This window comes from Afipia sp. Root123D2 (genome assembly GCF_001425835.1).
Taxonomy (GTDB): domain Bacteria; phylum Pseudomonadota; class Alphaproteobacteria; order Rhizobiales; family Xanthobacteraceae; genus Afipia.
Genome location: NZ_LMDP01000002.1, coordinates 959662 through 973402, shown reverse-complemented (window position 1 = coordinate 973402; position 13741 = coordinate 959662). Strand labels below are relative to the sequence as shown.

11 protein-coding genes are annotated in these 13741 nt (G+C 64.0%); all 11 read left to right on the top strand.

Going from position 1 to position 13741, the window contains the following annotated elements:
* Positions 1 to 2352 (top strand): putative bifunctional diguanylate cyclase/phosphodiesterase, encoded by a 2352-nt coding sequence (locus tag ASC80_RS13755; protein WP_056297956.1) that lies wholly within the window; start codon positions 1 to 3, stop codon positions 2350 to 2352.
* 160 nt (positions 2353 to 2512) lie between these two features.
* Positions 2513 to 3262 carry an N-acyl amino acid synthase FeeM domain-containing protein gene (locus ASC80_RS13750; RefSeq protein WP_056297954.1) on the top strand — a complete coding sequence of 250 codons (750 nt, stop codon included), beginning with the start codon at positions 2513 to 2515 and terminating at the stop codon, positions 3260 to 3262.
* A 351-nt stretch (positions 3263 to 3613) separates the two neighbouring features.
* Positions 3614 to 4111, top strand: coding sequence for a peptidoglycan-associated lipoprotein Pal (gene pal / locus ASC80_RS13745; protein ID WP_056297951.1), 498 nt, complete (start codon positions 3614 to 3616; stop codon positions 4109 to 4111).
* A 154-nt stretch (positions 4112 to 4265) separates the two neighbouring features.
* Entirely contained in the window at positions 4266 to 5318 is a 1053-nt protein-coding gene (ybgF, locus tag ASC80_RS13740; RefSeq protein ID WP_056297949.1) for a tol-pal system protein YbgF, read from the top strand.
* Positions 5293 to 6339, top strand: coding sequence for a tRNA lysidine(34) synthetase TilS (tilS, locus tag ASC80_RS13735; RefSeq protein WP_056298968.1), 1047 nt, complete (start codon positions 5293 to 5295; stop codon positions 6337 to 6339). The genes ybgF and tilS overlap by 26 nt, the downstream gene beginning before the upstream one ends.
* A gap of 218 nt (positions 6340 to 6557) precedes the next feature.
* A complete protein-coding gene (gene ftsH / locus ASC80_RS13730; RefSeq protein ID WP_056297947.1) occupies positions 6558 to 8474 on the top strand; it encodes an ATP-dependent zinc metalloprotease FtsH in 1917 nt (638 codons plus the stop codon).
* Between the two features lie 422 nt (positions 8475 to 8896).
* Positions 8897 to 10108 carry a glycosyltransferase family 87 protein gene (locus ASC80_RS13725; RefSeq protein WP_056298965.1) on the top strand — a complete coding sequence of 404 codons (1212 nt, stop codon included), beginning with the start codon at positions 8897 to 8899 and terminating at the stop codon, positions 10106 to 10108.
* A gap of 66 nt (positions 10109 to 10174) precedes the next feature.
* The gene (locus ASC80_RS13720) at positions 10175 to 10912 is read left to right on the top strand and encodes an AzlC family ABC transporter permease (protein ID WP_056297944.1); all 738 of its coding nucleotides are present in this window, start codon (positions 10175 to 10177) and stop codon (positions 10910 to 10912) included.
* Positions 10909 to 11226 (top strand): AzlD family protein, encoded by a 318-nt coding sequence (locus tag ASC80_RS13715; RefSeq protein WP_056297941.1) that lies wholly within the window; start codon positions 10909 to 10911, stop codon positions 11224 to 11226. Before ASC80_RS13720 ends, ASC80_RS13715 begins: the two co-directional genes overlap by 4 nt.
* Before the next feature lie 122 nt (positions 11227 to 11348).
* Complete coding sequence (locus tag ASC80_RS13710; RefSeq protein WP_056297938.1) at positions 11349 to 12023, top strand: TetR/AcrR family transcriptional regulator; 675 nt, start codon at positions 11349 to 11351, stop codon at positions 12021 to 12023.
* Positions 12024 to 12173: 150 nt separating this feature from the next.
* On the top strand, positions 12174 to 13667 hold the full coding sequence (locus ASC80_RS13705; RefSeq protein ID WP_056298962.1) for an FAD-linked oxidase C-terminal domain-containing protein: 1494 nt from the start codon (positions 12174 to 12176) through the stop codon (positions 13665 to 13667).
* Positions 13668 to 13741 lie beyond the last annotated feature (74 nt).

The following is a 13741-nucleotide window of genomic DNA, read 5'->3' as shown; positions in this document are numbered from 1 at the left end:
ATGCAGCTGATTGAGCGAATTCCACGACAGGATGATGAACGGCTGACTCCGGCGATCTATGCCGCGCTGGTGGATTCGCTGTATCAGAATCCGGCTCCGATGCTGGCTGGCGCGATCTGTGCCGGCGCAGCCGCGCTGATGACTGCCATCAAGACCGGTAATCTGCTGTTGTGGCCGTGCGCGCTGCTGATCGTTCTGATCGGCCTGCTGCGCGCCGCGCAGATGAATCGCTACGAAAAGCGAAAAACCATTCTCAAGCCAGCGGAAGCCGAAGAATGGGAACGCCGCTATATGGTCGGTGGCTCGATCTATGCCGGCGCGCTTGGCATCTGGTGCCTGATGGTCCTGCTCGGCAGCGACGATCCGGTGGCGCATATGCTGTGTACCGCCGTCACGGTCGCCTATACCGCAGCGGGTTCGGGCCGGACTTACGGGCGGCCGTGGATTGCCCAGCTTCAGGTGCTGCTGGCGTGCGGCCCGATGTCGATCGCGCTGATGCTGCACGGCGACGCTTATTATATCGGGTTCGCCTTTCTCAACGTGCTGTTTTTCATCGGCCTGAAGCGGATTTCGCTCAGCCTGCAGCAGATCTACGTCAAGGCGCTGGTTGCGACCGAGCATGCGGCTTCGCTCGCCGACCAGTTCGACACCGCGCTGAACAACATGCCGAACGGCCTGTGCATGTTCGCCAAGGATGGCCATCTCGCGGTGGTCAACAATCGTTTCACGGAAATGATGTGCCTGTGCAACGATCTCGTGCCGCGCGGCGTCACCGCTCACGACCTGATGTCGGCCTGCGTCAGCGCCAACACGCTGTCGTTCGCGAGTGCCAAGGCGATCGTGGCTGAAATCCAGGGCGGCCGGGCGGCCGAAATCACCACGATCGATTCCGGCGGTCTTGCCGAGCGCGCGCTGTCGTGGAAATTCCAGCCGATGGCCGGCGGCGGCACGGTGGTGCTGCTGGAGGACATCACCGAACGCCGAAACTCAGAGGCGCGCATCAGCCATCTGGCGCGGTTCGACGAGCTGACGGGGCTGCCCAATCGAGTGAGCTTCCGCGACGAGATCGAGCGTTATCTCAAGAGTCCCGACGCCGCGACGCCGCAGTCGGCGCTGCTGTTCGTGGACCTCGATCAGTTCAAGCAGGTCAACGATACGCTCGGCCATCCGTGCGGCGACCGTCTGTTGTGCGAAGTCACCGAGCGGCTGCGCGAAATGCTGCGTCCGGTCGATTTCGTCGCGCGTTTCGGCGGCGACGAATTCGTCGTGTTCCAGCGCGGCATCACCTCGACCGAAGATGCCGCCGCACTGGCGCGCCGCATCGTCGATCGCCTGAGCGAGCAGTATGCGATCGACAATCACATGATCGAAATCGGCGCCAGCATCGGCATCGCGATCGCGGCGCCTGGGGTTTCCGCCGATATCCTGATCAAGAACGCGGACATGGCGCTGTATCGCGCCAAGGCCGACGGCCGCGGCACCTTCTGCTTCTTCCGCGAGGAAATGGCGCAGACCGTCGAGGCGCGCCGGGTTCTCGAACTCGACATCCGCCATGCGCTGGCGCACGAGGAATTCGAGCTGTTCTATCAGCCGCTGGTCAATCTCAAGTCGGGGCGGATCTCAACCTGCGAGGCGCTGCTGCGCTGGAATCATCCGGAGCGCGGCGCGGTGTCTCCGGCCGATATCATTCCTGTCGTCGAGGACATGGGGCTGATCGTCGATCTCGGCCGCTGGATTCTGCGCAAGGCCTGCATGGAGTGCATGCGCTGGCCGGAAGGCGTCAACGTCGCGGTGAATTTCTCGTCGCAGCAATTCCATCAGCGCGATGTCATGAGCGAAGTCCGCTATGCGCTCGAAGTGTCGGGCCTGCCGGCGCACCGGCTCGAAGTCGAGATCACGGAATCGTCGCTGCTGCGGAACACGCAGTGGACTCTCGACGTGCTGACGCAGCTCAACGCCGCCGGGGTCCGGATTTCGCTCGATGATTTCGGCACCGGCTATTCAAGCCTGAGCTATCTCAACAATTTCCCGCTGCAGAAGGTCAAGATCGACCGCTCGTTCCTCGAAGGCATCGACACCGATCGGCCGCTGACGCTGTTGCGCGGCGTCGCGCGGCTGAGCGCCGATCTCGGCATGTCGGTCGTCGTCGAGGGCATCGAGACCAACGAGCAGCTTGAGCTGGTAAGTGCTGACGGAACCGTGACTGAAGCTCAAGGCTTCCTGTTCAGCCGTCCGGTCCCCGCGATGCGGATCCGCGAACTGCTGAAGGCGTCGCATGGCCGCCTGATCCGTAGCGGTGTTCCGGCACTCAGGACCTCGGAGCCAGTCGACCGGTCCCGCGACGCCGGCTGATTCAGAAGATTTCCTCCGCAAAAGCAAAATTAACGACACAGGCCTATCGTTGGCCGGGTGGATTAACGTTAATATTTTGTTGTCTTTGCGTTCACATTAACAATTCATTAACCTGATTTGAGTGGTGCGATGTTCCCGCAAGACGGGTTCGGGGTGCAAGATGATGACATTGGTTCAATCGGCCGCGCGCGTATTCGAGCGCGGGAGCGAACTTCTGGACCATGTCGATTATCGGCTGGCCGAGACCGACGCAGACAAGGAAGAAATCTATCGGCTGCGATACCGCGCCTATATTCATGAGGGCGCGATCCCGCCGCGTGCGGACGGCATGCTGACGGATCGCTTCGATAATCTGCCGAACTCCTGGATCTTCGGAGTCTACTTCGACGGCGTTCTGTCGAGTTCATTGCGCATCAGCGTGGCGACACCGGATAATCACGAGACCCCGGCGGTTGATGCGTTCCCCGACCTGCTGAAGCCGGAGCTTGCGCTGGGCAAGACCATCGTCGATCCGAACCGCTTTGTCGCCGACCCCAATCCCCATCGCCGGATTCCGGAACTGCCTTATCTGACGGTCAGGCTGGGATATGTGGCGTGCGCCCATTTCAACGCCGATATCGGCACCGCGACGGTGCGCACCGAACATCGCGCGTTCTATCGGCGCGTGTTCCTGCAGACCGCGTTGTGCGTTCCGCGCCCGTATCCGACGCTGACCAAGCCGCTCTGCCTGATGGCGGCCGACTATCCGGCGGTGCGCGAACGGATCTTCGAACGTTACCCGTATTTCCGCTCGAGCTATTTCGAGCGGCGCAAGCTGTTCGAGCGTGCCAGCATGCAATCCGAACCGCTCGCGCCGGTCAGCCTGCCGCCATTTCCGTTCGAAAAAGCCACGGTGGTTCCGCGCTCCTGATCGCGGCGCCGGATGTGCCCGGCGTTTCCGATCCGGAACCTGTGATGTGGCGGGCCTTTCGCGCGCGCCTTCACCATCCAGCCATATTTAGTCCCCATTAACCATCGCGGTCGTTTCCCGCGAATGGCTGGCATTTGATCGTCTTTGGCAACGCCTCATCAAGGTTGACGGAACGTTCGCTTAACCAAGCGGGCGTAGACCGGACAGCAGTGTGGTGCAGCGAAAGTCCGCTGGCCCTGTGTGAAGCGGGTGTCCCTTCCGAACCGAAGTTCGCTTTCGGGGGATGCTGCAGATTGAAGCGAACTGCGGTCGGGGCGGTCGCCCCAAATACCTGAGCGTGGAGGCTCCGGAATGAAACATCAGATGAGAATCCTCCAGGGATTGAAGCTGGCCGCCGTGCTGGCCGTGGCGCTGTCGATGGGCGCCTGCGCCAACAACAAGAACGGTCTTGGCGGCGATGGCGCGATGGCGGGTGCCGCCACACCGGGCAGCCAGCAGGATTTCGTGGTCAACGTTGGTGATCGCGTCTTCTTCGACAGCGATCAGACCGATCTGTCGCCGCGGGCGATCGCCACTCTGGAAAAGCAGGCCCAGTGGCTTCAGCAGTACAACCGCTATTCCTTCACGATCGAAGGGCACGCCGACGAACGCGGCACGCGCGAATACAACATCGCGCTCGGTGCGCGGCGTGCGCAGTCGGTGCGTAACTTCCTCGCCTCGCGCGGCATCGCGCCGAACCGGATGCGGACGATTTCCTACGGCAAGGAGCGCCCGGTCGCGGTCTGTAACGACATCTCGTGCTGGTCGCAGAATCGCCGCGCCGTCACGGTCCTCAACGCCAGTTCGTAAGGCGCGGAGCATTGAACATGAACGGCGCCTTCGGGCGCCGTTTTTGTTTGTACGGCCAGGTGCTCAGTCTTGTTGAAAGCCTTATTTTTGGCGTACTAGATCATTCAACGTTGAGCGCTTCCGATGCGGAGCGATTTTCAAAAGCCGGGTCGACATGTCATCCAGATTCCAAATTCTTGTTTACGCGGTACTGGCGTGTGCCGCTGCTGGCCTGTCGTTGCCCGCGTTTGCCCAGCAGGATGACGGCGACGTCGATCCGGGACTGCGGATCGAGCGCCTCGAAAGCCAGCTGAGGCAGCTCACCGGCCAGAACGAGGAGTTGCAGCACCGCAACCGGCTGCTCGAGGAGCAGCTCCGGCAATTGCAGGGCGGCGCCCAGCCGGCGCCCGGCGCGCAAGCCGCTCCGCAAACCGGTCCCCGCGCGAATCCCAATGCTGCGCCTGGCATGGCGCCGAATGTTGCCGGTGCGCCAGTGGTGCAGCCGAATGTGCCGTATCAGCCGCCACAGGGTCAGCAGCCGAATTATAGCGCGCAGGCCCCGGCGCCGATGATCGAGCCGCAGGGGGCAGGCGGCCGCCGCGGCGATGCCTTCGATCCGAACCGCAATCCGAATGCGCCGGGTGTGCCGCGCGCACTGGGTGGCGGACAACTTCCGATGTCGAACGACGGACCGGTCGGCGCTCCGGGTGGACGCGGCGCAGGTGAGCCGCTTGATCTGAGCGGTCCCGGCGGGAGAGCTGCGCCGGCGCAGGGCTATCCGCAACAGGGTTACCCGCAACAGCAAGGCAACGCGGGTGGCGGCCTGACGACACTGCCGCCGTCGGCGACGCCCAAGGACGAATTCGACCTCGGCATCGGCTACATCCAGCGCAAGGATTACGCGCTCGCCGAGGAGACGATGCGTAACTTCGCGCAGAAATATCCCAGCGACAGGCTGACGCCGGATGCGCAATACTGGCTGGGTGAAAGCATGTTCCAGCGCCAGAAGTATCGCGAGGCGGCCGAGGCGTTCCTCGCGGTCACGACCAAATACGACAAGTCGGCGAAGGCGCCGGATGCGCTGCTGCGGCTCGGCCAATCGCTGGCCGCGCTCAAGGAAAAGGAAGCCGCCTGTGCCGCCTTCGGAGAAATCACCCGCAAATATCCGCGCGCGTCGAGCGGCGTGAAACAGGGTGTCGCGCGTGAGCAAAAGCGCATTCACTGTTAGGGGGATTTCGGCGGCGGACGCAAAGCGTCTGTTCGCCGGCTGGACCTCCGTTCCGGCGCTGGTGCTGGCCGTGTCCGGCGGTCCGGATTCGGTGGCGCTGATGTGGCTCGCCGCGCGCTGGCGTGCCGCGCTGAAGCAGGGGCCGCGTCTGGTCGCCGTCACCGTGGACCATGGCCTGCGTGCTGAATCCGCGCGCGAAGCGCGCGACGTCAAGCGCCTCGCAACATCGCTCGGTCTCGATCACCGCACGCTGGTTTGGCGCGGCGACAAGCCGAAAACCGGATTGCCGGCGGCCGCGCGTGCCGCGCGTTACGATCTGCTGACCAAAGCCGCGCGCCGCGCCGGCGCAGCCCATGTCGTCACCGCGCACACCCGCGACGATCAGGCCGAAACCGTGATCATGCGGCTGTCGCGCGGCAGCGGCATCGCCGGTCTCGCCGGCATGGCACCGCAATCGGCGCGAGAGGGAATCACGCTGGTGCGCCCGTTGCTCGATGTGCCGAAGGACCGCCTGATCGCCACGCTCCGGCGCGCCGGGATCGGCTTCGCCACGGATCCGACCAATCACGATCTCGCGTTTACAAGGCCGCGACTCCGCGCGCTGATGCCGGCATTGGCGGAGGAGGGCGCCGACGCGCGCAATCTGGCGCGGCTGGCGGCGCGGCTGGCACGGGCGAATGCGGCCCTTGAACGGATGACCGATGGCGCTGAACGGTATCTGGGAAGTCTGGACCTTGCCGGGCCAGGGGCCGCGTACGACCTTGCGGCGTTCTCGGCGCTGAATGACGAAATCCGGGTCCGGTTGCTGCTGCGCGCGATCGATCGCGTCGGTATTGAAGGGCCGGCGGAACTCGGCAAGGTCGAAACCTTGCTTCAGGCGCTCGATTCCGCGAGCCTGCCGGTGAAATCGGCCCGGAAAGGTGCACGTTTCAAGCAAAGCCTGGCCGGCGCCATCGTCAGCATCGCGCGCGGCCGCATCGAGATCGTCCCCGCGCCCCCGCGCCGGCGTAAAAAGCCTTGAATGGGCACAGGCCGACCTTAACCACCCGCGAAAAACAACTGTTTTCCGGCCCCTGTTTCGCCCTGAAAACCGGTAAGGTGCGTTAAATAGTCTTGGCAGGTTCCCTTGGCAGCAGGTGGGCTCGCACCTAGATTGTATGGCAACTGGTCCGGCCATGCGTACCAAGGCTTGGACCTGAAGAGGACGGTCGCGATCAGCGCGGCCTCGAAGGAAGCCCAATGAACGCCAATCTGCGTAATTTCGCCCTCTGGGTCATTATCGTCTTGCTGCTTTTGGCGTTGTTCACGCTTTTTCAGAATCCCGGCCAGCGCGCAGCCTCGCAGGACATTTCGTTTTCGCAGTTGCTGACGGAAGTCGATGCCAATCGCGTCCGCGATGTCGTGATTCAGGGGCCGGAGATTCACGGCACCTTCACCAACGGTTCGACCTTCCAGACCTATGCGCCGAGCGATCCGTCGCTGGTGAAGCGCCTGTATGACGCCAAGGTTTCAATCACCGCCAAGCCGCAGGGCGACAACGTGCCGTGGTTCGTGTCGCTGCTCGTGTCATGGCTGCCGTTCATCGCGCTGATCGGCGTGTGGATATTCCTGTCGCGCCAGATGCAGGGCGGCGCCGGCAAGGCGATGGGCTTCGGCAAGTCGCGCGCCAAGATGCTGACCGAAGCGCACGGCCGCGTGACGTTCGAGGATGTCGCGGGTGTCGATGAGGCCAAGCAGGATCTGCAGGAGATCGTCGAATTCCTCCGTGACCCGGGCAAGTTCCAGCGTCTCGGCGGACGGATTCCGCGCGGCGTGCTGCTGGTCGGCCCTCCGGGCACCGGTAAGACCCTGATCGCGCGTGCGGTCGCGGGCGAAGCCAATGTGCCGTTCTTCACCATTTCCGGTTCGGACTTCGTCGAAATGTTCGTCGGCGTCGGCGCTTCGCGCGTTCGCGACATGTTCGAGCAGGCCAAGAAGAACGCGCCGTGCATCATCTTCATCGACGAAATCGACGCGGTGGGTCGTCATCGCGGCGCCGGTCTTGGCGGCGGCAATGACGAGCGCGAGCAGACGCTGAACCAGTTGCTGGTCGAGATGGACGGCTTCGAGGCCAACGAGGGTGTTATCCTCATTGCCGCGACCAACCGTCCCGACGTGCTCGATCCCGCGCTGCTGCGTCCGGGCCGCTTCGACCGTCAGGTCGTGGTGCCGAATCCGGATGTCGTCGGCCGCGAGCAAATCCTCAAGGTTCACGTCCGCAAGGTGCCGCTGGCGCCGGACATCAACCTCAAGACCATCGCGCGCGGCACTCCGGGTTTCTCGGGTGCCGATCTGATGAACCTCGTCAACGAGGCTGCTCTCACCGCCGCGCGCCGCAACAAGCGCATGGTGACGCAGGCCGAGTTCGAAGAGGCTAAGGACAAGGTGATGATGGGCGCCGAGCGCAAGTCGCTCGTCATGACCGAGGAAGAGAAGCTGCTGACGGCGTACCACGAAGGCGGTCACGCCATCGTCGGCCTCAACGTCGTCGCGACCGATCCGATCCACAAGGCGACCATCATTCCGCGCGGCCGTGCGCTTGGCATGGTCATGCAGTTGCCCGAGCGCGACAAGCTGTCGATGTCGCTCGAGCAGATGACGTCGCGTCTTGCGATCATGATGGGCGGCCGTGTCGCCGAAGAACTGATCTTCGGCCGCGAGAAGGTCACGTCCGGTGCATCGTCCGACATCGAGCAGGCGACAAGGCTTGCTCGCATGATGGTGACGCGTTGGGGTCTGTCGGAAGAACTCGGCACGGTGTCCTACGGTGAGAACCAGGACGAGGTGTTCCTCGGCATGTCGGTGTCGCGCACACAGAATGCTTCGGAAGCAACCGTGCAGAAGATCGACAAGGAAATCCGCCGCTTCGTCGAGGAAGGCTACAACGAGGCGACGCGCATTCTGACCGAGAAGCGCGCCGATCTTGAAACGCTCGCGAAAGGTCTGCTGGAGTTTGAAACGCTCTCCGGCGACGAGATCACCGATCTGCTGAACGGCAAGAAGCCGAACCGCGAGTCGGTGCTCGAGCCGTCGGGCCCGCGCACCTCGGCGGTGCCGCCCGCCGGCAAGCCGCGCCCGCGCCCCGATCCGGGCCTGGAGCCGCAGCCGCAGGCGTGATTGCTGCGCACGGATGGAATGAAAAACGCTGCGGAAACGCAGCGTTTTTTTGCGCTGCGTCTTGGGCATTTCGCCTTCGGTACTGGCCGGTGCGCTGTGGGACTTTGCGAGGTCCAGCGCGACGTTCTTCGCCGGTGCGGCGTTCACCGCCGTTGCGCTGCTGGGGATGCTGTCAATCTGTCCGGCTGCCTGCGCGCCGACGCATCCGAACGCCTGTCAGGAGGCTCATGTATCGGGTCATTTTAAGCCTTCCTCAAGTCAAAACAGGCAGTCTCGGGCCGCGTGAAATGCTTCGCGCGCAAGGGTTCTAAAGGGTTTTGCATGTTGTCGCCGGCTGCCCAATCAGCATCTGCTTGCAGCGTGCCTGCGCCGACGTCGCCGTTCGTCGGCGCGTCGCGTCAGACCTCGGCGATACGCGCGCGATGACAGCGGCGGCGCCTCCCGGCAACGATCCGGCGTCCGCACTTCCACGCGTCGTGATCTCGGTCGCGCTGGCTTTGTGCGTCATGAGTGCGGTGTCGCTGCTGGTCTCGGCGCTGAGCGGCCAGTGGATTCTCGATAGTCATGGGCTCGGCATCCCGACCGATTTCGCCAATGTCTACGCCGCGGGCCGGCTTGCGATCGAGGGCCAGCCGGCGCTGGCCTATGACTGGGATGCGCACAAGCAGGTACAGACGCTCGTCCTCGGCCAGAATTTCGACGGCTATTTCGGCTGGCATTATCCGCCGCCATTTTTGTTCGTCGCGGCGTTGCTTGCGAAGCTGCCTTACACAGTGGCGTTCGCGGGTTGGGTCGTTCTCACCTTCGTTCCTTATCTTCTGGTGACGCGCGCGCTGGTCGGGCATCGTCTCGGCTGGCTGTTCGCCTGCGCGTTTCCCGCAGTCCTCACCAATGCAATGATCGGACAGAACGGCCTGCTGACGGCGGCGCTGATCGGCGGCACGCTGGTGGCGCTGCCGAAGCGTCCGATCGTCGCCGGAATCTGTCTCGGCCTTCTGACCTACAAACCGCAATACGGGTTGTTGTTTCCGCTGGTGCTGATCGCGGGGCGGCAATGGACGGCATTCCTGTCGGCGGCGGTCACGGCGCTGCTGCTCGCCGCCGCGTCGTGGCTCGCGTTCGGCAGCGAGACATGGCTGGCGTTCTTTCACTGGCTGCCGCGGGCGTCGGAGGCTTTCCTATCCGATGGGTATGCCGAATTCGGCAAGATGCAGAGCGTGCTGTCGCTGGTGCGATTTGCCGGTGGCGGCGACAGTCTCGCATTCGCGATGCAGTGGAGCGTGGCGATCGCCGCCGCCGTCGCGGTCGTGATGGTGTGGCGCAGCCGTGCCGCTTACGAGATCAAGGCGGCGGCGCTGGCCACCGGTGCGCTGCTGACGACGCCCTATCTTTATCTCTACGATCTGGCGGTGCTTGCGGTGCCGATGGCGCTGCTGCTGCGGATCGGCATCGCCACCGGCTTTCTCCATTATGAACTTCCCGCGCTGGGATGCGCGATTGCGCTGCTGGTATCGTTTCCGTTTATCGTTGCCCCGGTGGGACTGGGCGCGACGCTGATCGTTGCCGCTCTCATTGCCGGCCGGTTACGCGCCGGTCAGTTTGATGCGGCGGCCCTCGTTGTGGCGCGCACATAGCGCATATGCGCTGCCGTTATTGACGCGCCGCGCCGTTCCCGACGACTGTCGGCGCGGGGAGAATCAATGTCACCGCCTGACCATTTCCATGCGCCGGCCTACTGGTCGCGAGCCGCGATCATGCCCGGGATTTACGCCATCGCGCCGATGCTGCCCGGCACCATCGCGTTCGGTCTGGCGTTCGGTGCGCTGTGTGCGCAGAAGCATTTCTCCCTGTTCGAACTGCAAACCATGATGGCCATCGTCTATGGCGGCCTCTCGCAGTTCGTCGCCGTGCAGTCATGGCCGGCTACGCTCACGATATCGTCGATCGCGACGCTTGCACTGCTGACGACCACGGTGAACATCCGCTTCGCGCTGATGAGCGCCAGTTTGCGGCCATGGTTCGGCACCCTGCCGGCATGGCAGGCCTATCCGTCGATGTTGCTGGTGACCGACGGCGGCTGGCTGGCGGCGGAACGCTACCGCAAGCATGGCGGCGCGGATGCCTCGTTCTTCGTCGGCGGCGGCATCGTGCTGTATGTGGCGTGGTGCTTCTCCTCGATTCCGGGCTTCCTGCTCGCAGAGCAACTCACCGATCCGAAGAAATACGGCGTCGATCTGGTGATGCCGGCGTTCTACGCCGCGATGCTGGTGCCGGCGTGGCGCGGGCCGCGGCGTGCAATCCCGTGGGCGGTGGCGGGCGCTGTCGCGGTGGCGATGCATCACTTCGTGCCGGGGTGGTGGTTCATCATCGCGGGCGCGCTGTCGGGTGCGATCAGCGCCGGCCTGATGGAAGACGACGACACGGAGCGAGCCGCATGAGCGAGTTCGCGCGCTCCGATGTGATGCTGGCGTTCGCGGTGATGATGGTCGTCACCGTGGCGTCGCGGCTCGGCGGTTTCTGGCTGATGGGCTATGTCAACATCACGCCACGGGTGCGGCGGATGCTCGATGCGCTGCCGGGATCGATCATCGTCGCGGCGTCGCTGCCGATGGTGACGACCGGCGACCCGGTGATGATCTTCGCGATCATCGCGGCGATCGTGGTCACCATCGTCCGCCGCAACGAATTCCTCGCCGTCGTCACCGGCATGACGGTGGCCGCTCTGGCGCGGGCGGCCGGATTCGGCGGCTAACGGGCGATTTTCGGCCGATTTCAGAAAATGCTGCAGTGCGAATTTTATCACTCGCGCAATCAACACCTTGTCACCTTATTTGAACTGGTGTTCACTCTTTACCGGGGAGACTAACACCTTCAATGGTTTATCGCCGGACACATCAGGTGGTGAAGCGCCTCGCGGCGCGCCGCACTTCCATCCTTTCCGCCGCCCGGGACGCCGCCGCAGAAGGCGGCATGGTGGCAGTGCAAATCGCACCGGTTGCCGCGCGCGCCAATGTCGCAGCCGGCACGGTTTATCGGTACTTCCCGTCAAAGGCCGATCTGATTTCCGAACTGATCGCCGACGTGTCGCGCGCCGAACTGATCGCGATCCGCCGCGCCGCCGATGCCGCGCCGGGGCCGTCGTCGGCACTCGCCGCCGCCGTCACCACGGTCGCGGTGCATGTGGTGTCGAATCGCAAGCTGGCCTGGGGAATTCTCGCCGAGCCGGTCGATGTCGACGTCACCGCGTCGCGGCTGGCGAGCCGGCGCGAAATCGCCGCCGAGATCGAGACCCGCATCGAAGCGGCCGTCCGCGCCGGGCATCTGCCCGCGCAGGACACCGCTCTGGCTGCGACCGCCTTGATCGGCGCGTTGCACGAGGCGCTGGTCGGGCCGCTGACGTCGGAGGAGATCGACGATCCGGTCAAGCTGCGCGATGCGGTGCAGAATATCGCGCTGTTTGCGTTGCGCGCCGTCGGTGTGCTCGACGCCCGTGCCCGCGGGCTCGTGGTGCAGGCGGTGCTGCCGGTGAAGATGGTGGTCGGCGCCTGAGCGCGGCAGCATTTTCGGACTTGCAAAAGCTGCATTGATGCCGACAAAGGCCCAATGTTTGCGGCCTATCCAAATGCGCCCGGACATGCTTGTTTCAAGGACAGCGAGACGCCCGCGATGGCGCGCGATCGCAACGCCGGAGTGTTCCAAATGTCCATCATGATGCCCGCCGCAGACGAGGCGATTCTGGGCCGTCGCGACGAGATCGTGGCTGCGCTGCGCAACATCGTGCCGGGAGAGGGCGTGATCGCCAATCCCTCCGAGATGCTGCCCTACGAATCCGACGCGCTGACCGCCTATCGCCAGCTGCCGATGGTCGTGGTGTTGCCCGACACCACCGAGCAGGTGTCGCAGGTGCTGAAATATTGCCACGCCAACGGCATCAAGGTGGTGCCGCGCGGCTCGGGCACGTCGCTGTCGGGCGGCTCGCTGCCGCTCAAGGACGGCGTGCTGCTTGGTCTGAGCAAATTCAAGCGCGTCCGCGAGATCGATTTCGAGAACCGCGTCGCCGTGGTCGAGCCGGGCGTGACCAATCTCGCGATCAGCCAGGCCGTCGCCCACGCCGGATTTTACTACGCACCCGATCCGTCGTCGCAGATCGCCTGCTCGATCGGCGGCAACATCGCGGAAAATTCCGGCGGCGTGCACAGCCTGAAATACGGCATGACCACCAACAACGTGCTCGGCTGCGAATTCGTGCTGATCACCGGCGAGATCCTGCGGATCGGCAGCAAGGCGCCGGAGAACGACGGCTACGACCTGATGGGCGTCATCACCGGCTCCGAAGGTCTGCTCGGCGTCGTCACCGAGGTCACGGTGCGCATCCTGCAGAAGCCCGAAACGGCGCGGGCGCTGATGGTCGGTTTTGCCGAGGTCGAGGCCGCGGGCCAGTGCGTCGCCGACATCATCGGCGCGGGCATCATTCCCGGCGGCATGGAAATGATGGATCGCGACGCAATCCACGCCGCCGAAGCCTTCGTTCACGCAGGCTATCCGCTCGATGTCGAGGCGCTGCTGATCATCGAACTCGACGGACCGAAGGTCGAGGTCGACGAACTGATCGCGCGGGTCGAAAAGATCGCGCTCGGCTGCGGCTCGACCACGTGCCAGATTTCCAATTCCGAGCAGGAGCGGCTGCTGTTCTGGGCGGGCCGCAAGGCGGCATTCCCGGCGGTCGGGCGGCTGTCACCGGATTATCTGTGCATGGATGGCACCATTCCGCGCGGCAAGCTGCCCGAGGCACTGGCCGGCATCCGTGATCTGTCGAAGAAATACGGCCTGCGCTGCGCCAACGTGTTCCACGCGGGCGACGGCAATCTCCATCCGCTGATCCTGTATGACGCGAACATTGCCGACGAGATGCAGCGGGCGGAAGATTTCGGCGCCGATATCCTGCGGCTGTGCGTGAAGCTCGGCGGCGTGCTGACCGGCGAGCATGGCGTCGGCGTCGAGAAGCGCGATCTGATGCCGGAGATGTTCACCGAGATCGATCTGGCGCAGCAGCAGAGGCTGAAATGCGCGTTCGATTCCGGCGGACTGCTCAACCCCGGCAAGGTGTTCCCGACTCTGCATCGCTGCGCCGAACTCGGGCGCGTGCATGTCCATCACGGCAAGCTCGCGTTCCCCGACATTCCGAGATTTTGATGTTTCGTGTGTTCCAGGCGTTGTCATTGCCGGGCATAGACGTCCAAAGGACGGCGTCGCTTCGCTTGCCTATG